Annotated in this window: 19 protein-coding genes and 4 pseudogenes; 4 read left to right on the top strand and 19 right to left on the bottom strand. The window is 47.4% G+C overall.

All coding sequences use genetic code 11. The annotated features are described in order from the left end of the window. Nucleotides 1-144 precede the first annotated feature (144 nt). On the top strand, nucleotides 145-1,233 hold the full coding sequence (locus tag SYN7336_RS16815; RefSeq protein WP_038026057.1) for a hypothetical protein: 1,089 nt from the start codon (nucleotides 145-147) through the stop codon (nucleotides 1,231-1,233). Nucleotides 1,234-1,759: 526 nt separating this feature from the next. On the opposite strand, the gene SYN7336_RS33070 is transcribed toward SYN7336_RS16815, so the two are convergent. The 3 genes and pseudogenes from SYN7336_RS33070 to SYN7336_RS26375 form a co-directional block, all read right to left on the bottom strand. Beyond that, on the bottom strand, nucleotides 1,760-2,149 hold the full coding sequence (locus tag SYN7336_RS33070) for a DUF5615 family PIN-like protein (protein ID WP_227498528.1): 390 nt from the start codon (nucleotides 2,147-2,149) through the stop codon (nucleotides 1,760-1,762). Further along, the gene (locus SYN7336_RS16805; RefSeq protein WP_026101090.1) at nucleotides 2,089-2,319 is read right to left on the bottom strand and encodes a DUF433 domain-containing protein; all 231 of its coding nucleotides are present in this window, start codon (nucleotides 2,317-2,319) and stop codon (nucleotides 2,089-2,091) included. Before SYN7336_RS16805 ends, SYN7336_RS33070 begins: the two co-directional genes overlap by 61 nt. A 288-nt stretch (nucleotides 2,320-2,607) precedes the next feature. Next, nucleotides 2,608-3,963 (bottom strand): annotated as a pseudogene (locus SYN7336_RS26375) (transposase). A 604-nt stretch (nucleotides 3,964-4,567) separates the two neighbouring features. On the opposite strand from SYN7336_RS26375, the pseudogene SYN7336_RS26370 reads away from it, so the two are divergent. Further along, nucleotides 4,568-5,191: pseudogene (locus SYN7336_RS26370) on the top strand (transposase); the annotation flags it as partial. A 19-nt stretch (nucleotides 5,192-5,210) separates the two neighbouring features. Here the strand turns inward: SYN7336_RS26370 and SYN7336_RS30035 are convergent. From SYN7336_RS30035 to SYN7336_RS26360, 7 genes are all read right to left on the bottom strand, one after another. After that, a complete protein-coding gene (locus tag SYN7336_RS30035) occupies nucleotides 5,211-5,726 on the bottom strand; it encodes a hypothetical protein (RefSeq protein WP_202951115.1) in 516 nt (171 codons plus the stop codon). A 139-nt stretch (nucleotides 5,727-5,865) separates the two neighbouring features. Then, entirely contained in the window at nucleotides 5,866-7,068 is a 1,203-nt protein-coding gene (locus tag SYN7336_RS26365; RefSeq protein WP_255346680.1) for an ISL3 family transposase, read from the bottom strand. Beyond that, nucleotides 6,975-7,538 (bottom strand): transposase family protein, encoded by a 564-nt coding sequence (locus SYN7336_RS32730; RefSeq protein WP_255346679.1) that lies wholly within the window; start codon nucleotides 7,536-7,538, stop codon nucleotides 6,975-6,977. Before SYN7336_RS32730 ends, SYN7336_RS26365 begins: the two co-directional genes overlap by 94 nt. A 458-nt stretch (nucleotides 7,539-7,996) precedes the next feature. Then, nucleotides 7,997-8,356 carry a hypothetical protein gene (locus SYN7336_RS16785; RefSeq protein ID WP_017327102.1) on the bottom strand — a complete coding sequence of 120 codons (360 nt, stop codon included), beginning with the start codon at nucleotides 8,354-8,356 and terminating at the stop codon, nucleotides 7,997-7,999. Between the two features lie 17 nt (nucleotides 8,357-8,373). Further along, nucleotides 8,374-10,176 (bottom strand): RHS repeat domain-containing protein, encoded by a 1,803-nt coding sequence (locus tag SYN7336_RS16780; protein ID WP_017327101.1) that lies wholly within the window; start codon nucleotides 10,174-10,176, stop codon nucleotides 8,374-8,376. A 394-nt stretch (nucleotides 10,177-10,570) separates the two neighbouring features. Beyond that, nucleotides 10,571-10,873 (bottom strand): hypothetical protein, encoded by a 303-nt coding sequence (locus SYN7336_RS16775; protein WP_017327100.1) that lies wholly within the window; start codon nucleotides 10,871-10,873, stop codon nucleotides 10,571-10,573. A 7-nt stretch (nucleotides 10,874-10,880) separates the two neighbouring features. Continuing rightward, the gene (locus SYN7336_RS26360) at nucleotides 10,881-13,937 is read right to left on the bottom strand and encodes an RHS repeat-associated core domain-containing protein (RefSeq protein ID WP_017327099.1); all 3,057 of its coding nucleotides are present in this window, start codon (nucleotides 13,935-13,937) and stop codon (nucleotides 10,881-10,883) included. 192 nt (nucleotides 13,938-14,129) lie between these two features. Between SYN7336_RS26360 and SYN7336_RS29095 the strand changes: the two are divergent. Next, nucleotides 14,130-14,336: pseudogene (locus SYN7336_RS29095) on the top strand (transposase); the annotation flags it as partial. Nucleotides 14,337-14,361: 25 nt separating this feature from the next. Here SYN7336_RS29095 and SYN7336_RS16765 read toward each other — a convergent pair. The 3 genes from SYN7336_RS16765 to SYN7336_RS33065 form a co-directional block, all read right to left on the bottom strand. After that, nucleotides 14,362-14,784: a M48 family metallopeptidase gene (locus tag SYN7336_RS16765; RefSeq protein WP_017327098.1), complete on the bottom strand. Its 423-nt coding sequence runs from the start codon at nucleotides 14,782-14,784 to the stop codon at nucleotides 14,362-14,364. Between the two features lie 53 nt (nucleotides 14,785-14,837). Next, nucleotides 14,838-16,397 carry an IS66 family transposase gene (locus SYN7336_RS16760; RefSeq protein ID WP_017327097.1) on the bottom strand — a complete coding sequence of 520 codons (1,560 nt, stop codon included), beginning with the start codon at nucleotides 16,395-16,397 and terminating at the stop codon, nucleotides 14,838-14,840. A gap of 480 nt (nucleotides 16,398-16,877) precedes the next feature. Then, nucleotides 16,878-16,973, bottom strand: coding sequence for a hypothetical protein (locus SYN7336_RS33065; RefSeq protein WP_162139117.1), 96 nt, complete (start codon nucleotides 16,971-16,973; stop codon nucleotides 16,878-16,880). A gap of 175 nt (nucleotides 16,974-17,148) precedes the next feature. Here SYN7336_RS33065 and SYN7336_RS26355 point away from each other — a divergent pair, with 175 nt between their 5' ends. Beyond that, nucleotides 17,149-17,451, top strand: coding sequence for a DUF6572 domain-containing protein (locus SYN7336_RS26355; RefSeq protein ID WP_017327096.1), 303 nt, complete (start codon nucleotides 17,149-17,151; stop codon nucleotides 17,449-17,451). 1,417 nt (nucleotides 17,452-18,868) lie between these two features. On the opposite strand, the gene SYN7336_RS32415 is transcribed toward SYN7336_RS26355, so the two are convergent. The 6 genes and pseudogenes from SYN7336_RS32415 to SYN7336_RS16725 form a co-directional block, all read right to left on the bottom strand. Next, a complete protein-coding gene (locus tag SYN7336_RS32415) occupies nucleotides 18,869-19,210 on the bottom strand; it encodes a hypothetical protein (RefSeq protein WP_038026055.1) in 342 nt (113 codons plus the stop codon). Between the two features lie 124 nt (nucleotides 19,211-19,334). After that, nucleotides 19,335-19,502, bottom strand: a pseudogene (locus tag SYN7336_RS32410) (RHS repeat-associated core domain-containing protein); the annotation flags it as partial. Nucleotides 19,503-19,527: 25 nt separating this feature from the next. Beyond that, entirely contained in the window at nucleotides 19,528-19,866 is a 339-nt protein-coding gene (locus tag SYN7336_RS16740; RefSeq protein ID WP_017327093.1) for a hypothetical protein, read from the bottom strand. Nucleotides 19,867-19,923: 57 nt separating this feature from the next. Continuing rightward, nucleotides 19,924-22,119 carry an RHS repeat domain-containing protein gene (locus tag SYN7336_RS16735; protein ID WP_020480089.1) on the bottom strand — a complete coding sequence of 732 codons (2,196 nt, stop codon included), beginning with the start codon at nucleotides 22,117-22,119 and terminating at the stop codon, nucleotides 19,924-19,926. A 228-nt stretch (nucleotides 22,120-22,347) separates the two neighbouring features. Next, nucleotides 22,348-22,545, bottom strand: a complete 198-nt coding sequence (locus SYN7336_RS16730) for an RHS repeat domain-containing protein (RefSeq protein ID WP_017327092.1) — start codon at nucleotides 22,543-22,545, stop codon at nucleotides 22,348-22,350. A gap of 104 nt (nucleotides 22,546-22,649) precedes the next feature. Then, nucleotides 22,650-23,069 carry a DUF4279 domain-containing protein gene (locus SYN7336_RS16725; RefSeq protein ID WP_083885789.1) on the bottom strand — a complete coding sequence of 140 codons (420 nt, stop codon included), beginning with the start codon at nucleotides 23,067-23,069 and terminating at the stop codon, nucleotides 22,650-22,652.

The raw sequence follows: 23,069 nt of genomic DNA, 5'->3' as shown, positions 1-23,069 counted from the left end.
ACAGCTTGTACGCGGACACTTGACTGCTGCCTCCCTTCGCTGCCGCTCCGGTCGTTGCCGTCAAGTGCCGGTGAAGCCAGGCGTTCGACTGCTTTAATTGTCGAGTAGACATGCGTATATTTTTTGAAATCTGGAGATAATTGCATGGTTTCGAGAAGTGATGACAGCAATCTTCTAGCGATTGCTCTTGTCTTATCTAGACTGGCAAATACCAGTGAGCGGAGATATGCAATGCTTCTGGACAGATTTCTGGAAAGGCGATTACCTCAAATGCTAGATATACACACAGGAGAAAAAGAATTAGATATTCTACTTGAAGATCTAATTCAGAGTGGTGACTTTGAGGATCTGATTTTGAGAGAAGATCCTAGAGGCAGGAAAGATCTTTACTCAAGAAGGGCATTAAGAGACGAAGCACAGGAAGTAGCAGAATTTACAGTTCAGCGTTTCCGTAGAGAATTAGAAGATTCAGTATTTCATCGGTTGGATGGTGTAAATAGACAATTGGAATCGATTCAACAAGCACAGACAAGATTAGATTCCGAGAACTTAAATAGAAATAATCAATTAGAGCTTTCTAAAGCTGAAATTCAATCTTATTTATGGCTTTTGACTACAGGAGCTGATATTGCTAGTATTGATATAAAACGGTATATACCTGTACGAATTTACGTTTCTGATCCTGTACCAAGTTCTGATGAGCTAAGTAATTTGCTCATCGCTCTTGATGAGATGTCTGGATTAATTGGCTTTGAAAAAACTGGTGAATTCCCAAGTGAGCAGGGATCATGGTGGAAGCAAATATTTTATCGAACTCAAGACGCTGTTTCGCAGAAACATGTACAGAAGAGACTTAAAAAAATAGAACGAGCGATCCAGACAAATTATTTAGATAAGCCACAAGCTGAGGCAAATGAACATCAAGCAGATGCTGTTTCCTCCCTTGTAAATGTGCTGAAAGAAGTACCAGATGCATGTATTCAAGTCGGTTCATTATTGATGGTAAAAACTACAAGTTCTGATGGTAAATCCATGATAGTAGCCCGAACTTTGACAGCTCAAGAACTAAAGTTATTGGAAGAAAATCAACCTATGCTGCGCTGTCCTGATCGCATTCTCGAATGGCTGAATAATAGAGATAAACCTTTGTTTGGAGGAGTGGAAGATGGAGGCGACAGCGGTCGAACACTTCGTTGGAGCGGACAGTCAGAAGATCCTGGTGGTGATGCATAGGTTATTTGCTGCCGCTGATCTTGGGCGTTAGGTCTCTGTTGTCCTTAAGTTTTGTGGGTGAAATTGGGAGGTGCTAGCCTGCGATCGCCTTAATTGGTTTGGCTATTGCAAGTGAGCCATCAAACCTAACCCTTCACCGCAGCGGATGCTTAGCAAAATTATTACTCTTCGTTGAGAGTTGATCTAGCACCGCCAACCTCAAGACCGTTGGCCTTAGTTTCTCCACTCATATTTTTGCTTCGCCTTTAGTCTTTTGGTTGCTTCATTTTCAGCCTTTGTGTTCTGATTTAAAGCTTTTGATATAAATCTAATCTATATGGAGATCTGGAGTTTTTAGGTATTGCACTCGGCCCCCTAAATCTCCCACTAGTGGGGGGGGGGTAGGGGGGAAATATAGTATTTGACGACGTTAGTGAGAAGAACTGAAAAGTGCTCATTAAAACTATAAGTTTCTGACTAGATTGGGTTTAGGTGCGATTATTCTTAATCTTTTTTGCGTATTAGCATTGTTTTATTGCGATCGGTTCTAGTGCAATTCTAGACAGTGTAAATCAGCATCATTCAAAAGTGCTTGCGTTGCTTCCTTGCTACCCCGTATTAAAGCTTCAACTTGACTGGTTGATGTATTGCCACACCGTAGCCACACCACCTTAGGTGGAGAACCATACAATCGGCTTCTTTCTGCAAAGTCTGCATCTTGGGTCACAATACAGAAATCATTTTGCTTCGAAAACTCCCAGATCTCCGTATCTGTCTTCTCCGCTAGCCTATGAAATTGTACGTGGCTAGATCCAGGGAAAATATCATCCAAACGGCTTACCAACTTTCGGCTCAAGTTCTGGTCAAACAGTAACTTCAAGTTGCACTCACTGAAGTAACTAGGCGATGATCGCGATCGGCTGCAAACTCTAGACATGCTCTTATGTCTGTTTCCGTCAACTCTGGGAAATCGTCAGTAATCTCAGCGAAGGACATTCCAGCAGCTAACCAGCCCAACACATCGTAGACCGTGATCCGCATCCGGCGAATACAGGGTTTTCCGCCACGCTTATCCGGCTCAATGGTGATTATGTCACGATAGTCCATAAGACAGTGAGGACGCTTACATTTTGTTTAAGTATAGGACAGGCTAACACTGTGTTGCAAGGAACGCTTAATTTATACGTCATTCGTTTGAATTCTAGGTTACTTCCGCGCCCCTGAGTACGACCGTTAGGTTTCTACTGTCCTTAAATTTTGTGGGCAAAATTGGGAGTGCTAACCTGCGATCGCCCTAATTGGTCTAGCTACCGCAAGTTGGCCATCAAACCTAACCATAGGCCCTGAGGCAGGGTTATTTCATTCAAAGATAGTCCTGAGCTCGACTTTATCCATCTAGGCCGCATAGGTGAGCACGTCAGTCATACGGTTCAGCAAGGAGCGTGGAACTTTTACCATCTCAGGTGAATCATGAGACATGGAAAAAGTCGAAACCCAAAGCTCAGAGCGGACCCAAGCGATCGCATCTGCAAAGGTGGGCAAAGACTTGGAATACCATGCTGCCTGTCGGATCTTGAAGCGAGATTGCCGTTGCAATTGATCGGCCATTAGAGTGACGAAGGAGAACAAGCCAAACAATGCCGGAGTTGTGCGAGCGATCGCTAAATCCGACCATTGCCTCTGCGTCTCGACGCCCAAGTGAGCCCGCACTTGCTCGAACGTGACTTCTACTTGCCAGCGGCGTACGAACCACCGCACAATTTGTTCTGGCGAGTAATCCAAATTTGTAAAGAGCAAAGCTTGAGGCTCAAACTGACCTTGAGGGTCCCGCAGCAAGACCCATCGAATCGGCACCACTGGCTTGCCGACGTGATACCAGACCGCAGTCCCCGTAGCCATGTCAACCTCACGGGTGTCTCCACCATACCAAGGGGAGATACTTGCCCTGAACCATTGAGTATCGGCACTGCTCAAGACTTGTGCGAGAGTGGGCAGTCTTCGACCCTTACGTCGGGGACGACCCATCTGCCCTGGTTGGCGAACAGGAGCGGGTTCATACAAAGCAGCATCCAGCCGTAAGCGAGTAATCACATGGACTGGTTGGGGCAATCGGCGCAAAGCATCCAGGAAATCCAAAGCAGCAAAGCTGCTATCGCAGGTAACGACCATCTCACGAGAGGGTAGCCAGCGTCGAACTCGAACGACTACCTGCCTGCCCCAGTCAGTCAGAGTCTTGTGTCGACAATTGCGGCTGTGGTTGTAGCGCTCGGACGGAGCTAATGCCGTTAACACCGGTAAAGCCCAAACCCGCTCTGCCCAGGGAATCTCAGCCAGTAGCATCAAGCTCAACCAACGCAGGCCACTGGCTTTGACAAAATGACTGCGGCTGGAGCGCACCGGATCTCGATAGATGCCTTTGGCCTTGATTTAGGCTCCTCTGTGTCGCTCGAGCGTATCGTCCAAGCCAAAGACCAGCGGGCCCACTGGATGAAAGAAGGCCAACAGCAGATGTAACAGAACCTGGCTAACCGCCAAGCTAGACCATTGGGCGCGATTGAGGACGCGGTGGTAATTCTGAAACTGCCGCTGCTGGCCCAACCCCATGACTCGCAGTATTGCGCTTACGGTCCGCTTGCCGGGGGCGAGGATGGCTCCGACAACTAGCACTTGGGCTGAATTCCAGACGCTGGTTGAAAACAAGTTGGCAAATGGCAGCAGCAAGCTGGCTAGTTCCGTTGGCAGATTCAACATCAACAAGAAGGCTTTGACAGAGATACCAGCTTAGCTCTGCAGCAGTGCTCATACCCAAGAGGACTACCTGTCACTTACTGCTCGTTGCTGGATAAAGTCGAGCTTACAAACGGCTTGCCCTTAACGAGCATCTGTTGGACTTATTTATTTCCATGTTTGAGTTGGAGCCAAGTTCAATTAAATCCCACCCCAGCTACCAGAACCTGCTTGGCTACGGGGCTATAGCAGCCTAATTCTGTCCGGAGCATTGATACAGATGGTGTGGAGAAAATATAAATATAAGCCCCAGGTGCATACGGGGCAAAGACTAGAGGGTTTATTCTTATTCATAAGAGAGCTCTATATTCAAGAGTAAAAGCTTTCCACAACTTTAAATCCGATCGTCAAACTGAAGGCAAATGCAGAGATGAAATCCTCAAATCCTTACAGAACAGCTATTACAGGCGAGTAGCATTCTTTTTTCAAGTAGCTCAATCCTAAAAAAGTTATCTATCAATTTATCGAGCTTATCCCAATATGACAGAAGAGGGATATAGCAGCCCTAAATCAGTTGTGATTTTTCAAGATGTTATAATCAAGTTAGATATCTTGAGAGGTGTATGAAATGTCTAAAAGTAGTCAGACAGGCAATATAGAGAAGGCTGAAGTAGATGCATTAAAGGAACTAAGAGAGTTTATTGAAAGCAATCCTGACTCTCGAGAGCTCAAAAGGGCTTTGGCTGTTCGGATGCTGATTGAGGGTATGAGCCGAGCTCAGATTCAGGCGATACTAGAGGTATCGCTTCCCTTTATCAGCAAGTGGAAAGTAAATTTTGCTCTGGGAGGTATTGAAGCATTAAGGCTGGGTTATCAAGGTTCTGTAGGATATCTCAATCCAGAAGAACGTGAAGAAATTATTGAGTGGATCAAAACTCAGAATTCTTGGAGCTTGCCAGAATTAGAAAATCATATTGAAGATAATTATAATGTCTGTTTCAAGTCAAAGCAAAGCTACTACGAGCTTTTTAAAGAAGCAGGCATCAGTTGGAAGAAGTCGCAAAAAAAGAATCCAAAAAGAGATGATGAAGCAGTCAAGAAGAAACATCAAGAGATCTGTGAATTGCTGGAGTCCAATCGAGAAGACATAGAGTCTGGAAAGCTTGTGGTGTATTTGATTGACGAGTGTCATCTTCTCTGGGGAGATGTTTGTGGTTACGTGTGGGGTCCAAAGGGAGAACGAATAGAACTGGTTCTAACGGATTTTGTGGTCAGTCAGTGTGAGGCTGTCTACGTCCATTCATGGAGGAGGCCAGCAGCAAGTTGCGCAACCAGTTGTCGTGATAGCAGAAGCCATTGAGCTCGGCAAAAGGAGAATGGCGCTGTGGACAACGGTCTCGGGTGCGGGTGCCATAGGGATGGAAGTTCCACAGTAGAGCCATTGAGCGCAGGTAGAGTTTTGCCGAGTCCTGCGTGCCATGAAAATACTGCATGGCAAACAACAGTCGGTCTTGATAATTCATTAAGCGGTCAAGATGAGCACTAGTGCGATAGGCACCTGGCCAGTCGTAGGCCAAGGCAAAGCGGTCTCCCTGCTGCCAGAAGCGGCGGATGCGCAGTTGTTGTAGAGCCTCAAGGTTGGGCTGGGTCTTACTCCACTCATAAAAGCGCCGCAGCCGTTGAGAAAACTGGGCTTTAGTGGAGGCGTGATAGATGTGCCACAGTCGCTGGTTGAGTTGCGCGAACAACTGGGGTAGACGGCGGCACCCTCGGCGGAGCTTGAGCACCTAGTGCAGAAAACAGCTCACAATCGTAATGGCGGGCAACAGAATCTGCCAAGTGCAAAATAACGCCAACTTCGGGGTCTTGTCCGCTTTTGGTGATCGTTAAATCTGTCCTAAATGAGGCGCTTATTTCGTATAAGAATCAACTGATTAGGATGAGGCGCTTGGCCAATAGCTCGAGCCCAGCCCTTCCAAACATCTGCCGTTTCAGCATTTTTAGTCGGTTGTTTTGACCCTCCACTGGCCCATTGCTCACCTCGAGTGTGAGAGCTGCTTTCACCGCATCGTAATCTTCTTGAAGACCCTTGGCAAAACTCCGTAATGCCTTGATTGAGCTGCTCACAGCTGTCTCCAGCCAATCGTCGAATTCCCCAGGCAGTCGCTCGCGCACCAGTTTGATGAACCCCTGAGCCAGAGCGATCGCCCCCGATAACTTTGGCTGCTGGCCCAGTTTTTCCAGCAGGGTTTTCTCCTCAGGCGTAAGGTTTTCAGGCCGTGTCAACAGCAGCCAAGCCGCCCGCTTGGCACTCAAAGGCTCTGACACTGGTGTGGCGGGTGATGGCGCTGGTCCCCGACCCGGTAAGTCATTGAGGGATTCTCGGCTGGGCTTGATGGAGGGCAGAGAGCAACGCAACTGCCGAGTGTAACGGGCGACGGTCATATAGCTGCCCGGGTACCCTTGCTGTTGGATCTCGCCAAACAACTGTTTAGTTTGTTGGCGCCCTTGCTGCCATTGCTCTGACAGGTAAGCCTTGTATGGATCCAAACAACTGGGGTTTCTCCGCCGCCCCACAGGATATTGCCATTCCGGAAACGTTGACGCGGCCAGGTAGGTATACACCGTTCGCTCGCCAATGCCGAGGTGATGGGCAATGTCTTTAATGGCATAGCCTTGCTTGCGTAGAGCATGGGTTTGTTCCCACTTCTCCAGTCGTATGGCCCGATTGACTTCCCTTTGGGTTCGATATCTATCCGGAGCAGCTTCGGGGGTCGGTGCTTCGGTTGGCTGTTGGGCTTGAATCTGTTGCTGCTCAACCTGTTCGAGCGACTGGGTTTGTCCCTTAAAGACTTTCTCTAAAGCCTCTTCGAGATTCTGCAACAGATGAAAGCGATCGGCTACCTGGATGGCATCGGGTGCTCCATCGCTCATGCCTCGCCTGTAGGCTTTGGAGCGATCTCTCGAGAAAATCTTCACCGCCCAGGATGCTCTTTCAACCAGGCTGCTAAGGTCCCAGCCGCCCGGTCGGGGAGTTAGTGCGATCGGTTGGGTGGTCTCCCAGTTCGACCCAGGATCGTTCCGTAATGATGACCCGTGCGAAACGGCGAAATTAATCCCCCCCCCCATATCTTTGGCGTGGCCATGACTGGTAGGGGCAATTTGGAGATGGCTCGCAAGATGGTGTGCGGGCTGTATCCGTATCCGAGCTGATGGCTCAAGCGGGCTGCTGCCGAACCACCGAGGGCTAAGCCCATCGCTTCCAGTTGAGCCGTGTAGCGAGTCGTGCGTCTGGCCCAAGGCGCGACAACCTCGGGCAGACGCTCCGTAAAGATACGCCGAGGGCAACGCTCGTTGAGGCAGAAGAACTTACAGACTTGGAGCAATATCGTCAGCGTGAATTGAACTAATGGCAGATCCCTCAACGTTCTCTCATAGTGGCTATGGATGCGATCGGTGGAGCGATGACACAGCGGGCAACAGGCCACCGTTTGAGTCGAGCAGAGGTTAACAACGAGCTGTTGGTTGGCCGGATCGATACTCCAACTGTTCAAGCTCACATCCGTTTGGCTGGGCAGGAGATGCTGTAAAAGTTCCACGGGCTTGGCAGAGTGAGGGTTTGCACCTGGTATTCTCCTATACCTTCTCTGCATCACCAAAAGCGGACAAGACCCCGAAGTTGGGCGTGATTAGGGTGCCGAAGTTGGCGTTATTTTGCACCTGATGGTTTTATCCCCGCGCCAAGCAGCTACGGCGGGTGGGTGGGTGCGTTGCCCCCGCTTCGTTGATGGCACTGTTGGGCATTAGCGGGGTTGCGCGGGGGCGGCTTGGCGCGAATTGGGAGGCGCGATTAGCGCGGGTGGGGGGACTAGCATTGCCGTTGCACGACCGTGCGCTTGATCACCGGCGATGCGGAACAGGCGGAGCAAAGCGACTTCATTACAGTATCAGCCTCGGGGACGGACATGAGTCTGAGCTCCAATTCCGTGGACAGGAGCCACCCTACACTGCTCCCTACCCCCAGATGATGCCGTGGGTGGTACCCACCCAGCTACTTTTATGAAGAATATAGCCTGCCGTTATCACCCACCCAGAGTATTACAGGGATTTCATAAAAGTAAGTATTTAAGTCTACGTCATTTTCATCTTTAGCACTTTTTGGCCAACGATCTAGCAAGTATTGGATAATCGTACTTGTATCTTCATCCCAAATAATTCGACTCCCAAATTTTGACTTTGGATCTTCAAAATATATTTTCTTCTCGTCAAGTAGCTTCTTTAAAATATAAAAGAACACTTCTTTTTGGTCGCCAAAACTTATGCCTGGATTGTAAGCCGGAATGTTTCCAAATAAGGCTGTAATCCACATGCCAAATGAGGTCGATATGATATCATTTAAGCCATCTATTTTAATCATTATTACGTATCCAAAAATTATCTCAAGAACTTTATTTCAGCAGTCCCTCTTCTTCCGACTCCTCTTGGTAGATCGATCGTAAATGCTTGGCCTGTCTCTGATGCCGAGTTAGAGAAGTTTCGCAAGGTAAATGTACCATCAGGTGTACTTATAGAGATAACTTCACCTCTGCCTGGTATGACTCTGGGAGGTGGCAGCCGATCTACACCAGATAGTTCAGCAAAAACCTGCTTGACTTCAGCCTCAGAAGCACCTTGAAAAATCGGTGTATTTCTACTATTTGGCTTGGGAAGTAACGTTCTATCTCCTATCTCTATTCCACTTCGAGGATTAGATGAGTCAAATAAGTCTGCGACTTCTTGGCGTCGATTGATAACACCACCTGCTGAATTATTTGTGTCTTCTGATAAAAGGATGTGAGCTTGAGCAATAAGTTCGTCTGCCGCACCGAGGTCGGTTGGGCCAAGAATAGAGTCGACTACATCTTGCAAATCTTGGATGGAGTCTCCTCCAAGGACTTGATTTACTAATTCTCCAAGCTGTATGCCCTCAAGACCAGGTATATCTACAGGAATAAGAGGCAATTGGCTCGGAGTATTGGCATCGCCAACATCTGGAGTGAGATCGATCGCCAACCTAGCATTAAGTGTTATCTGACTGCTTGCTTGTCGGGCTTGCTGGTCTAGTGCAACCCCAATCGCTCCTCCCACCACAGCCGCTCCAACAGTACCGCCGACAATAACGGGCAGCGAAACCGGAGCCGTCGCAATCACTGCAGCTGCAGCTGCAGTAGTTAATGCTGCTTGAGCGACCACACTCACAATGGGTAGTGCTAGAGCTGGCGCAAACGCGTTACCTGACGGATCGGTAAAGTTGAGTGGAGAATTGGCGACATATCGATAGAGATTGGTATCGCCAGCACCGAAACCTAATGGATCTTGACTGATGAACTGTCCGGTTGAGGGGTCGAGGTAGCGAGCCCGGTTATAGAACAAGCCGGTTTCGTCATCAAACTCGCGGCCTGCATAGCTAAAGCGGAACTCAACCTCAGGATTGCTTTGACTGGTAATGTTGCCAAAACTGTCGTAGGTGAGGTGGTTAACGACATTTCCCTCCGCATCAACAAGGTCTCGAACACTCCCCAGATGGTCGGTCAGAGCAAACAGTACTGTGCCTTCGGCATCTTCCTGAGCCAATACTCGATCGATCGCCGGACCGTGCAAATAGCGGTAAGCCAGATTGCCCTCGCCATCAAACACCAAAGCGATATGCTCGCCATCATAAACAAACCGCTCCGTTTGCGCGGCTAAAGCTCCGTCCCCATCTGAGTCAACCGTTCTGAGAATGCGACGACCGAAGACATCGTAATCATATTCCGCCGAGAGAATGGTGTTGCCATTGCTATCGCGGGTGACTACTGCTCTCAATTGATTGCGATGGTCGAACTCGTATTCGGTGACCTCTCCAGTCGCTCTGTCCGTCTGGCGAATGCGGTTGCCCTCGTCATCGTAGTCGTAGAGGAATTGCTCGTCTTCGAGCAATCGATTGTCAGGGCCTGAGCGAGAGCCGTCATTGGTGCGATTGCCATTGGCGTCATAGGTGTAAACCTCATCAGTCTGGAAGCTATGCTCTGCCGAGATGAGCTGACTGCGCTCGTCATAGCTGAAGCTGCTGACCCCATCGATTGAAACTAACTCAGTAATGCGATTGGCCGCATCGTACTGATAGCGATACCGATACTCGGCGATCGCACCTCCATCATTCGATTGCGAGATCTGCTCCAGCCTGCCCGCGAGATCGTAGGTATAGGTAGAACTCACCGTTCGAGCATTTTGGATCGAGTCCCCGAATTATCCACGGTGGAATCAGTGTTTCAGGGCCTTTGCAATTAGTTGACAAAATACCAGCAGTATGATCTATGCCTGTTTTAATGCGGTCGATGGATATCAGTTTTTCGACACGCTACATGTAGTGCTTATCTGTAGGAAATAAAATCCCGTTACACCAGGAAAAATGTTCGAACGGACAGGTAGAACTGGCGACCAACTGAGTTTGAGCTAAATCGCTAAAACTGTCCAACTGCGTCAGTTGACTGGTAGCATCGTAAGCAAAATTTTTCTTGCGCTTACCTTAATCCCTAGTCGATCTATTGCATCTAATAGATCGTTGTCTAACAAACCATTAGAAATATCAAGTCCACTACCAGCAATTTCACTACTTGGACCCTATGATAACTGCGTTAAGCATATTCTTCATTTGATCTACGGCTTGCCATATTTCTTTCTGGTTTGCTTCTGAAAAATGAGTTTCTCCTCGGGCTGAAGTAATAGAATAAATTTCTTCCAGAACCCACCAGGCTCGACTGAATGAAGTCTTCCATTCCTTTTCTGGTTCTTCCAATACATCAATCAAGCCTCGAAGAGAGTTGATCAAGACATTTATCTTGACATTACCAGACTCAAAACCCTCTAAACATTGCCTCATCAGAATATATTGACGCTGGTCGTATTGATTCATGATTCAGTCACCTCACAAAATTCCCAAAGTCAGCAGTAATGACAGAACCTGTTGCATTATCTACGACAACAGTGACATTATTTTCAGGACTGAAGAAAAGATCGGTCCCATCCCGACCAGCAGATCTTTGTCCATTCTGAATCGCGTCTTCAACAACTGAAGGAACAAGACCTTGTTCTTGCATACGGTCAAGTGTATGACCACTAAACTCACGGTTTCCTATCGTCGTTCTTGTGTTAGCTGGAGGAGGTACTTGGATAGGTCCTCCTCTTGTTGGGTCTCCTCCTCGCCTTCCCACTGGGGTAGAGGGATTTACATTATCTACGCTTGAAAGGAAAGGAGCACTAGGGTTAATGGCTTGAAAACGCTCTAAGGCCGCTCTCCCAACATTATCTGCGGCAGTGAGATTTCGGGGATTAAGTATTGTGTCAGCTCCAGATCGCGCAGCGCTCTCTGCGGCATTCTCCAATGCTTCTCGGGCACTTCCTTGGACAACAGCAAAGGCTAGCTGTTCGCTACTCTCTCTTGTCAATGCTTCAACTGTCGCACTGAATAATGTTTCTCCTAGAGGAGCAACATTTCCTGTAAATAGCGCAGCCCCAGTCTCAATAGTAGCTTCAAGCGCAGCACGCTCGAGATCTCGACTTTGCTGCACGTCAGTTCCATCTGGAATGGCATCTGGCAATATCAATTCGGTAGCAATACTCACGACTATGGCGGTCACTAACGCCGTCACAATAATCTGGCCGGAGGGATCGGTGAAAGCAAGAGGGGAATTGAAGACGTATCGATAAAGGTTGGCATCTCCAGCACCGAAACTTAGTGGATCTTGACTGATGAACTGCCCAGCAGAGGGATCGTAATAGCGAGCTCGATAATAATACAGCCCGGTTTCCCCATCGAACTCACGACCTGTGTAAGCAAAGCGGAATTCAATATTGGGATTGGTCTGTCCGGTAATATTGCCAAAACTGCCGTAGCTGAGGTGGTTGACAACATTTCCATCGGCAGCCAACAGATCCCGCACGGTCCCGAGATGGTCGGTCAAAGAAAACAGGACTGTGCCTTCTGAATCTTCCTGAGCCAATACTCGATCGATCGACAGACCGTGCAAATAGCGATAAGTCAGATTGCCTTCGCCATCAAACACCAAAGCGATATGCTCGCCATCATAAACAAACCGCTCCGTTTCTGCGGCTAGGGCTCCATCCCCATCTGAGTCAACCGTTCTGAGAATGCGACGACCGAAGACATCGTAATCATATTCCGCCGAGAGAATGGTGTTGCCATTGCTATCGCGGGTAGCAACCGCTCTCAATTGATTGCGATGGTCCCAGTCATATTCGGTGACTTCGCCAGTCACTTTCTCCGTCTGACGAATGCGATTGCCTTCGCCGTCGTAGTCGTATCGATATTGCTCGTCTTCCAGGAGTTGATTGTTAGGTCCCGTGAGATAGCCAACATTCGTGCGATTGCCATTGGCATCGTAGCTGTAAGCCTCATCTGTCTGAAAGCCGTGCTCTGCCGAGGTCAACTGGTCGCGAGCATCGTAGGTGAAGTTGCTCACTCCATCGGGGGATACCAGTTGGGTAATCCGATTGGCAGCATCGTACTGATAGCGATACTCGGCGATCGCACCTCCATCATTCGATTGCGAGATCTGCTCCAGCCTGCCAGCGAGATCGTAGCTGTAGAGAGAGCTAGCGACCAACTGAGTTTGGGCTAAGTCGCTAAAGCTGTCCAACTGCGTCAGTTGACTAGCTGCATCGTAAGCAAAGGTAACAGCCTTTTCTGACACTCCTGTACCCGATTGAGTGATGCGCGTGACTCGATCGAGCAGATCGTACTCGAAGATTTCTATTCCTGCTTCCACTCCGTTGATGGTGTCGGTCACAGAAGTGAGGTTGTTCTGGCGATCGTAGGTATAGTCCAACGTCACTTCGGGAGCACCCACCGAGCCGACATTCGAGACCGAAGTGAGCCGCCCGGCTAGATCGTAATCGTAGCTATAGGTGTAGAGAGCGTCGCCAGCAGCGCGCAATTGGCTGGCCGCATCGTAGGTGTAAGTGAAACTGCGCTCGATCGCCCCACTATCCCCCAAGAACTGTTCGTTCGTCAGTCGGTTGAGTGGATCGTAGATATAGACCGTGCGGCGGTTGTTGCGATCGGTGCGACCCACCAAGTTGCCGACTTCGTCATAATCGAAGCTACGGCTATCCCCCAATTGATTGGTTTCCAACACCAAGCGATTGAGGCGATCGTATTGATAGGTGGTTAGGTTGCCAGCGGGGTCGAGCAGAGAGGTTAAATTGCCCTCGGCATCATAGGTGTAAGTTGCCTCATCTCCATTAGCATCAGTGGTGCTCAGTAGCCGGTTGAGTTCGTCGTAGGTGGAGACAGTGGTGTCGCCCAGTGCATCGGTAACGGATACGGCATTACCGATGCTGTCATAGGCAGTGGTGATGCTGTTTTCGAAAGGATCGATAACACTGGTTTGGAAATTCCGAGCATCGTAAGTGAAAGTAATAGTGCGAGCGAGTTCGTCCGTGATGGAGGTCAGATTGCCGTTGCTGTCATAGCCATAAGCAATGGCATCGTCCAAGGCATTGGTAATGGTGGTCAGGCGATTGAGTTCGTCGTAAGCGTACTCAACAGTACGATTTAACTCGCCATCAACTCCGACTAAATTCCCAACAAGGTCGTATCTAAATTGAGTAGACTGCAGCAGGGGATCGAGGATTTCAACTTGGCGATTGAGCGCATCGTAACGAAACTGGGTGGTTCGGTCTAATTCATCAGTTTCTGAGAGTAAGTTACTCGCTCCGTCGTAAGCATAGGAAATTTGACCGTTCAGTGCATCGGTTGTCCTAACAAGCCGGTTGCGAGCATCGTATTCGAGCTCGAAGCTGAATCCGCGCCGGTTGGTTTGACGTACTAGATTGCCAAGCTTGTCATATTCAAATAGAGCGCTATTGCTATCGGCATCGATTTGCTCGATAAGGCGATCGAGTTCGTCATATCGAAACTCAGTCCGATTGTTATTGCGATCGCCTAGAGAAATCAAATTAGGTTCTTCGGTACCTGTTATGCTGATGGAAGCTTGTAACTGACCAAACCCCTTACTCAGTAAGGCTTATATGCGATTTTGTCTCCAGAAAAGGGTGTTTTGCCAACAAACCCTTAGCTAATAAGGCTTTGAGGGATTATCAGGTCGGAACTAGCATACCAAGTCCGGTAGAGCCAGAAATCAAAGGGATATTTTCCTGAAAGCTATGGGACAATTGTGAGATGGTGTGGAGAGATCTGTGGTTACTTTGACCAGAAAACAAGCAGCGGTATAGTTGAAAGAATCAACAACAAGCTTAAACTGATTAAGAGATTAGGCTATGGCTTTAGAAACTTTGAAAACTTCAAAACTAGAGCTCTACTTTGTTGGTGGTACTTTGAGTCAAAAATAGCATAGTCAGAACCGATTAGCCCCTATTATTTTAAGTAGTATTTAAGGCATCTTCTATTTGTAAAAGGAATTTTTTTGATGACTCTGATTTTATTGCTCCTTCTTTGAGGTCTTTAATTAATTGTCTGTATTCATTTGGTTTTCCAACTGAGTAGAAGCGCTTCATTTCTAAGATGGCATCGGATTTTCTTCCATTGTCCAAAAGTGCATGAAAGTATAATACAGATGCAAACTCATGTGTTGGATATAACCTTGATGCATTTTTAAAATGCTTTTCTTTTTCCTCAAATCGGTTTGTTTTATCTGCCATATCACCAGCCATTAAGTGCATTCCAAATTTCTGCGGAAATCTTGAAATGAGCTCAACAAATAAATGATATGCAGCTTCATAATCCCCGTTTCTTCGGAGCCGCATTGCAAGTTCGCCCTTACGTCGATACTCATCATCTGACATGGCTCTAACTCCAAGCTCTTGTAACCGTTCACCTTCCCCCCTCAAAAGAGTGGCTAGCTAGCCAGTATTAGAGAATCAGGAAAGGGTGGTGCATCCAAGCCCTTGCGTCTGTCTGCAATCACCTGAGCGAGATAAGTCCAAGGATTGATACCTCTGAGCCGACAAGTCTCCATCACACTGAGTAGGGCTGCATAAGCCTGGCTCCCTTCGGCAGAGCGGGTGCCATAGCCAATGCGTCGGGCAATGACAGCATGACGTAAAGCCCGCTCAGCTTGATGATTGGTGACGGGTAAGTGTGGATTGTAGACAAAAGCTACAACCGCATCCCAATCATTGAGGATCTCCTGAGCTAAGGCCTTGAGCTTAGGATGCTCACTGCCAGTAGCGATCAGAGCGACCTTTTGTAAGCGGATAACGCCAGGGTCGTCAGGGTCGTCACTAGCCGCTGTGGCCATAGCATGGATCAGCTCTCGCATCTCCTCTAAAAGCCACTGTGCCAATTGTCTAGCCTCTCGCTCAACAGCTTGGGCTAAGGCCAGCGCTTTACGAATCAAATGGGCTAAGCAGCGCTGGCGATGTTCGTACCAGCGGTAGGCCCCATAACCATCGCTGACCAACCAGCCCACAAACGCTGTCGTCACGATGTGCAACAGCATCTGTTTGGTGCGTCGGCCAATGAAGAAGACTGCGATGGTACTGCTGGTGGCAACCCACAGCCAACAGAGCCGTCCCCATTCGTACCAGGGAGTCTCATCCAGATGGAGGACATCCGCTGGCTGCAACTGCTCACTCAACTCCTCCACCACCGGTCGACAAGCCAGACCTGCTTCTCGGATACTGCGGTCAATGCTGCCAACACTTAACTCGATGCCTGCCCAGTCCTGTAGAAATTCCTGAATCTTCGCTCTGGACAGACGATAGCGCACCGACAAACTGGCGAGAAAGCTCCCCAGCATCGGTCCCACCAACGTATACTCCTTCAATTGCAACTGCACTTGGCGACCGGTCACGGTTGAACAGTCCCCCTTGCCTGGAGCTGCTTGAGTGTGATGACCACAGCTACAGGTAGCACCGTAATAGTGATGCAGTTGGCACTCAATCCTAAACCCGCTGCCTTCGCTCACCAGCTCGAACTGGTAGTAGCCCATATAAGGAGCAGGGTTCACTTGAGCATTGTCTAATTGGGCATTACAAGCAGCGCACTGCTGAGGATAATGCTCGATGGTTCGCTCTGCTTTGAGCGGCTGAGTGCGCCATTTCCCTTGGGCTCCAGGTTGCTTGCCGGCTTTGCGCTTGCCCGCTTCTTTGCCAGAGTCTGGGCTATCGGCACTACCGGCACTGGCACTCTCAGGCGTCTGGGCTGGCTCGGGCGTCTGCTCGCAGAGCCCATCCTGGCAAGCGTCCGCAGATTCCTCTTGCCGCTTCGATGAGTGATAGGGATTGTCTGACGAGGGCGGACGCGAACTCGTCTGAGAGGTTTCCTCAAGCTTTTCTAACTGCTCGACAGCTAGCCCGTGCAGGTTCTTGGCCACTTCCACTAAACGCTCTGGGTCGAGAGCACGAAAATACTCCTCTCCCATTTGTTCCAGGTCTGCTTTGCTCAGTCGAGCCATCTCGCTAGCCGTTGTCTGATAGCCAAAGTATGAGCCCTAAACAGGCTATACAGAGTTCAAGAATCACTGAGATTTATGGCGACTGCCTTAATCTAGGAAGCTGCATTCAAGGGGGGAAGGTGAGCGGTTACATGACACATGTCCTAACTGATGACAAGCCCTAGATGTATACGGGGCAAAGACTAGAGAGTTTATTCTTATTCATAAGAGAGCTCTATATTCAAGAGTAAAAGCTTTCCACAACTTTAAATCTGATCGTCAAACTGACGGCAAATGCAGGGATGAAATCCTCAAATTCTTACAGAACAGCTATTACAGGCGAGGAGCATTCTTTTTTCAAGTAGCTCAATCCTAAAAAAGTTATCTATCAATTTATTGAGCTTATCCCAATATGACAAAAGAGGACTATAGCAGTCATAAGTCAGTCGTGAATGCTGAGAGACCTGAAACCCAGTGCCGGCAAGGATCGAGATTTACAATTCATTTAGGATCGCTATATGTATATCGAGTCGAGTTCCCACGCGAGTCTGTAACAGCAATCAGGTTATCATCGAGATTGCAGAAGAATTGGGTCAATACTCCGGGCAGTTTTTAGATCCGGCCGATCAGCGACGAGAGAATGAGGGTTTCAGCCCTCTGCACACCAAGCTTCGCCTACGAGAAATCAAGCGTTTCAGGCTTAATGCCAAAACTGTCCAGACTAATGTAAATTCCATATCGTTATTTTTAGTTTTAGTGGAGCGTAGAATTGATGATTGATATGGCTGCATACAATCCAGAAAAGCATGAAGTTATTCTATCCATTATTGAGGTTAGGCCCTGGGATGGTAGTGTCAATCAACTTCTTGAATTACAAGACAAAATCAATAGCTATATGGAGTTTATAGTTGATGGACATTTACAAAAGATGTATTCTAATGTAAGGATCGATAATGTAACGATTCAAATCGACTGTAGTCATGAACCAGATGCAAAGACCAGTGAGTTTCTAGAAGCTATCAGACTACAGCTTAGTCCTTACAATGTAAATATTGATTTGCAGTGTAAGAGCTAATTTGCAAAGTAAACCTTAAGGTATCTCTAGGCTTTACCAGGACTGGTTTTTAGTCAATTCACTTCAAAACAGGCAAAAACACTGAAACCCTTATGGGATAAGAGGTACACATTTGTTTACAAATCAGCTCTAAGACTCTTTAAATTTATCGAGTTTCTTATATGACCGAAAGAAGAAAGTTAAACATTAGGGGCCCTCGAAAAATTGCTTTCGCCAAAAAATCAAAGGCTGAAACTATTGAAAACTCGTTGAGTATTCTCAATAAATCGACTCTATTCTCAACAAACTTGAATTAATCGAGGTGCCCATTAAACTAGGTTAGACAGGGTTTAGACAGGTCGGTAGACCTAACATTTATCATCGCTCTAGGTGTTCGTCATCAGATATAATGTTTGCACCCAGAATACTACGGGCATACTCTATATTCTTGCGTACTAATGTATCCAAGTTCTGCTGCTTTTCAGAGTAGTATGAAACAAATTCATGATCATAGTCTTTCCAAATCCAGAGACTCGATGGTCTATCGAAACGCGATTTCGATTTAATAAATCGTCTCAGCTTTTCAAACACTGCTATGAACTCAGGATTGACAGAGCCCGTCCATAAACGGGCCTGGTGTGTGTCTTTACCCAGACTATCCGAGTATTGAATAACGTCTGATTCGAACCAATTATCTCCTGGCTTTTGATAGGCAAACCAGCACCCATTTAGATCGTTATATTGTTTCAAACCCAAGTGTTTACACGCATCAATGATACGTGCCTCTATTGCATTATTTCGGTATAGATTTATTTGTTTCCCCATCATGATTACATTGAAGATAATAGACTACTAGCTGCAAGGATATATCTCTAATCTCCTAGTATCATCCTAGATGTTTCATTCTGTCAAGTTTTCATACAAAACAGCACAAGAATGGCAGGAACTATTATCATGTCTGTCTGTTCAATTGGCAAGAGAAGTCAGCCTCACTTTCGAGCAATTGGTTGAATGGTGGCTGTTTAATCTAATCTGATGTGAGGTAGTATACCCCAGCGAGAACACTATATTTATGGCGGGAGAAAAAATATCCTTGCTCATGGTTAAGTTTATGGTTGAATAACACTTGGCCGATTAACATCAACAAATCGAATCGTTGAAGGTGAAAAGTTTTGAATATCTGGAGAAAAGATTATGTCATCAAGCGCTCTCCGCTCGCGAATGATAGGAACGCGATTATCGCTCCGTAAGGTTCTTCCAATTTGTATGCTCTCAACTTGACCTGTTTGAGGATTTGTGCCAACTACATCAGCAAACCTATTTCTACCCTGTCCTTGAGATCCTGTACGGAAATGAACTTCGGTTTGAATCGAAGTAAATCCACGATTCCTTAGATCATTAATAACTTCCTGGGTCTTCGCACGCGTTTGTACATTTCCTAAACGACCTCCTGGGTTTGGAACTCGTCTGCCTGAGCTACCACCTGCTGCTGAATTTGGAACTGGTCTTGTTGGGCCACCAACCACTGTTGAATTTGGAGCTGGCCTAGTTGAGCCACCGCCTGCTGCTGAATTTGGAACTGGTCTCGTTGGGCCACCACCTGGTCCAGCACTTGTAGGGAGCCTGCCTGGTCCAGCACTTGTAGGGAGCCTGCCAGGGCCACCACTTGTAGGGAGCCTGCCAGGGCCACCACCTCTGGGAAGACTGCCAGGGCCACTAGGTGATGCGGGAATGTTAAATCTAGGAGCCGATCCACCTGTTGGTGGCCGAGGGTCGACAAAACTGGTTTCAGAGTCCAAAAAGGTTCCAGAAATTAAATTGGAGGGTAAATCCCCCGTGGATTGCCCTGAGGGACCTGAACTCAAACTGTTGCCTAGAGTAGAGGTGCTAACTAATCCAGAGGGATCGGTATAGTTCAACGGTGAGTTAAAAACATAGCGAGATAGATTGGTATCGCCTGTCTCAAAACCAAGGAGATCTTCACTGAGGAAACGTCCTTGCTCGGCAGTATAATAACAAGCTCGATAGTAGTAAAAGCCTGTCTCCTTATCAAGTTCCCGACCCGACCGTATTAGCTTCGAGGGTGGGAATAAGCAGCTAACCTGAAAAAGAAACTTTTTCTTTTACTCCTCTCAATATCTCCCCAGGCTGGCAAAACAATTCACCATTTTCTATCGAGAAGAACTCATATGAATTGTCACCTTCATCATTAATGATCTCACAAATTATTTCGCCTTTACAATCAACAATAATAGCAGCCAACTCAGCAAAGAAACGAACAACATAATGATTTTTATCGCGTCCTGAATAATCAAATTCAAAATAATTCTCTCCAATATCAACTTCTAACTTGAATCTATTGGCAATTCCTTTGATCAAGGATATTGTACTTTGATCTATTTTATTAAGAATTAAGTATGCTGAATAATCTTTCATTGGCCTTCTTAGTTTTGACAAATTATTTATAATTTGACAAATTATTTATAAGGAGTATTAGTCAATCACCTCTATTTGGAAATTAACGTTCCTCCGTTGTGCGTTTCTGGAAATAAAATCTAAGACTGACCGATCTGGAGTCCCTCCTCTAAACCGGAAAAAAGCATCTCGTTCAATTGAAGCAGCAGCATCCAGTGTGGTTCTGATTTGTGTTCGTCTCGACTTACTTAAAAAGTTGCTTGGATTACCTTGAAATGATGGTGTCGCTCCTGGCTCGCTTGGACCAAAAGCTTGAGCAATAAATTGATCGCTCACCGCATCAAACTCTCTATTCCCAAACCCATCTATTTCTACGCTAGCCTGCCCACCAAGGCTAGATGCAAGATCTTGAGCATCGGGATCTTGCATATTAGTTAGTCTGATTCTCGGGTCATTAGCAACTCCACTATTTGGGGTTTCGGAGAGAAGGATATGACTATTCTCAATAATCTCCCTTGCCGCATCGAGATCCGTTGATTCGAGAATAGCGTCAGCGATATCTTGCGCAGTTTGAATCGCATCATTTCCCAAAACCAAAATTTGACCGATATTCTCTCCAAGCGGTATACCCTCCAGGCTTGGTAAATCCACAGGAATATCAGGTAACTGACTGGGAGTATTGGCATCGCCAACATCTGGAGTGAGCTCGATAGGCGTCGGCGACGGTAAATTAATTGGGGAAGCGGGCGCCCGCAGAATGGAGAGCCCCGCTAAAGCCGAGCCAAATAACTCAGAGGCAAGACCGCTATCGTCGATTTCCCCATCGCCATCTAAATCGATTGCCCCTGGCTCTGACGAATCGTCCCTGCCATCAAAGTCTTGATCGTTTAGAGATAAGGTTGGCACGAACGCTTGCAGACCACTGGGATCATTGAAAGAGAGAGGATTATTGAAGACATAGCGATAGAGATTGGTATCGCCAGCACCAAAGCCTAATGGATCTTGACTGATGAACTGTCCGGTTGAGGGGTCGAGGTAGCGAGCCCGGTTATAGAACAAGCCGGTTTCATCATCAAACTCGCGGCCTGCATAGCTAAAGCGGAACTCAACCTCAGGATTGCTTTGACTGGTAATGTTGCCAAAACTGTCGTAGGTGAGGTGGTTAACGACATTTCCCTCCGCATCAACAAGGTCTCGAACACTCCCCAGATGGTTGGTCAGAGCAAACAGTACTGTGCCTTCGGCATCTTCCTGAGCCAATACTCGATCGATCGCCGGACCGTGCAAATAGCGATAAGCCAGATTGCCCTCGCCATCAAACACCAAAGCGATATGCTCGCCATCATAAACAAACCGCTCCGTTTGCGCGGCTAAAGCTCCGTCCCCATCTGAGTCAACCGTTCTGAGAATGCGACGACCGAAGACATCGTAATCATATTCCGCCGAGAGAATGGTGTTGCCATTGCTATCGCGGGTGACAACCGCTCTCAATTGATTGCGATGGTCGAACTCGTATTCGGTGACCTCTCCAGTCGCTCTGTCCGTCTGACGAATGCGGTTGCCCTCATTGTCGTAGTCGTAGAGGAATTGCTCGTCTTCGAGCAATCGATTGTCAGGGCCTGAGCGAGAGCCGTCATTGGTGCGATTGCCATTGGCGTCATAGGTGTAAACCTCATCAGTCTGGAAGCTATGCTCTGCCGAGATGAGTTGACTGCGCTCGTCATAGCTGAAGCTGCTGACCCCATCGATTGAAACTAACTCAGTAATGCGATTGGCCGCATCGTACTGATAGCGATACTCGGCGATCGCACCTCCATCATTCGACTGCTCGATCAACTCCAGCCTGCCCGCGAGATCGTAGCTGTAGCGAGAGCTAGCGACCAACTGAGTTTGGGCTAGGTCGCTAAAGCTGTCTAACTGCGTCAGTTGACTAGCTGCATCGTAAGCAAAGGTAACAGCCTTTTCTGACACTCCTGTACCCGATTGAGTGATGCGCGTGACGCGATCGAGTCGGTCATATTCGAAGGTTTCTATCCCTGCTTCGACACCATTGATCGTATCGGTGACGGAAGTGAGGTTGTTTTGGCGATCGTAACTGTAGTTCAATGCCACCTCCGGAACACCCACCGAGCCTACGTTTGAAACCAAGGTGAGCCGACCGGCTAGATCGTAATCGTAAGTATAGGTATAAAGGCTGTCTCCCGCACTCATCAGTTGGCTAGCGGCGTCGTAGTTATAGGCAAAACTGCGCTCTACCGCCCCTCCATCACTCAAGAACTAGGATGATTACTTTGTCCCTTAGGTTCACCAGATTTCTGCGTTGCCCATAAAACCTCCTTAGTGCAGGCAAGACAGGCATTTCAGCCAGTTTATGGGTGACATAGAAGTTGCATGAATCGGAAAGGCCATCACTGACTGTGTCTACTTGCCAAACTACACAAGCATTATAGATTAAGCTTTTGTGTAGAGATCCAAGGACACAAAAAGTGCAGGAAACCTTGTTTACAGGCTGATCACCCTACCCAAGAACTGCTCGTTCGCCAGTCGGTCGAGCGGGTCGTAGGTATAGATGGTGCGGCGGTTGTTGCGGTCGGTCAGACCCACCAGATTGCCGACTTCGTCATAATCGTAGAGACGGCTATCCAGCAGTTGATTGGTTTCTAGCACCAAGCGATTGAGGCTATCATAGGTTACCGGCAAGGTCGAGCAGGGAGGCTAACTTCCCCTCCGCATTGTAGGTGTGGCTGGTCAGGCATTCATTGGTATTGAGTAGTGCGTTACTGGAAAATTCGAGTGAAGCCACTTCATATATCTTTATGTGGCGGATATAAAACAACTATGATATCCAATGGTATAGCAGTAAGCCTCTTAAGAAGATTAGAATCGAGGAAAAACTCTCCTTGATCGTCCAGATCTTTCGGAAAAAATCCACAATAAATATCTATTTTGGTGATTTTCGCTATCTCTTGAAATTCGTCTATTTTAGATTCAATTATAGAAGCCAATTCTTCAATGTGCTCTTCTAAAGAATCTGATATTGAGCCACTATCTAAGATCCAAGATGCTGCATTCCTAAGTCTTCCACCTGGACGACTCTTGTTGTAAGGGGTGCCTTTTTCATGAAACTCACTGGGTTGAATCTCCAATTTTTCTGATATTTCATGGGCACTCATTTGTTCACTTAGAATACAGAGACTAGCCTGACAAGATTTAGTTCTATTCAT

Origin of the sequence: Synechococcus sp. PCC 7336, assembly GCF_000332275.1 — a bacterium.
Lineage (GTDB): Bacteria > Cyanobacteriota > Cyanobacteriia > Thermostichales > PCC-7336 > PCC-7336.
This window is presented reverse-complemented; position numbering and strand designations above follow the sequence as displayed.

What these genes read in the sequence shown, in the direction of transcription:
- SYN7336_RS16815 (WP_038026057.1), top strand. Translation starts at nt 145, where the DNA reads ATGGTTTCGAGAAGTGATGACAGCAATCTTCTAGCGATTGCTCTTGTC.
- SYN7336_RS33070 (WP_227498528.1), bottom strand. Translation starts at nt 2,149, where the DNA reads ATGTCTAGAGTTTGCAGCCGATCGCGATCATCGCCTAGTTACTTCAGT.
- SYN7336_RS16805 (WP_026101090.1), bottom strand. Translation starts at nt 2,319, where the DNA reads ATGGACTATCGTGACATAATCACCATTGAGCCGGATAAGCGTGGCGGA.
- SYN7336_RS26365 (WP_255346680.1), bottom strand. Translation starts at nt 7,068, where the DNA reads ATGGGGGGGGGGATTAATTTCGCCGTTTCGCACGGGTCATCATTACGG.
- SYN7336_RS16785 (WP_017327102.1), bottom strand. Translation starts at nt 8,356, where the DNA reads ATGATTAAAATAGATGGCTTAAATGATATCATATCGACCTCATTTGGC.
- SYN7336_RS16775 (WP_017327100.1), bottom strand. Translation starts at nt 10,873, where the DNA reads ATGAATCAATACGACCAGCGTCAATATATTCTGATGAGGCAATGTTTA.
- SYN7336_RS16765 (WP_017327098.1), bottom strand. Translation starts at nt 14,784, where the DNA reads ATGTCAGATGATGAGTATCGACGTAAGGGCGAACTTGCAATGCGGCTC.
- SYN7336_RS16760 (WP_017327097.1), bottom strand. Translation starts at nt 16,397, where the DNA reads ATGGCTCGACTGAGCAAAGCAGACCTGGAACAAATGGGAGAGGAGTAT.
- SYN7336_RS26355 (WP_017327096.1), top strand. Translation starts at nt 17,149, where the DNA reads ATGATTGATATGGCTGCATACAATCCAGAAAAGCATGAAGTTATTCTA.
- SYN7336_RS16740 (WP_017327093.1), bottom strand. Translation starts at nt 19,866, where the DNA reads ATGAAAGATTATTCAGCATACTTAATTCTTAATAAAATAGATCAAAGT.
- SYN7336_RS16725 (WP_083885789.1), bottom strand. Translation starts at nt 23,069, where the DNA reads ATGAATAGAACTAAATCTTGTCAGGCTAGTCTCTGTATTCTAAGTGAA.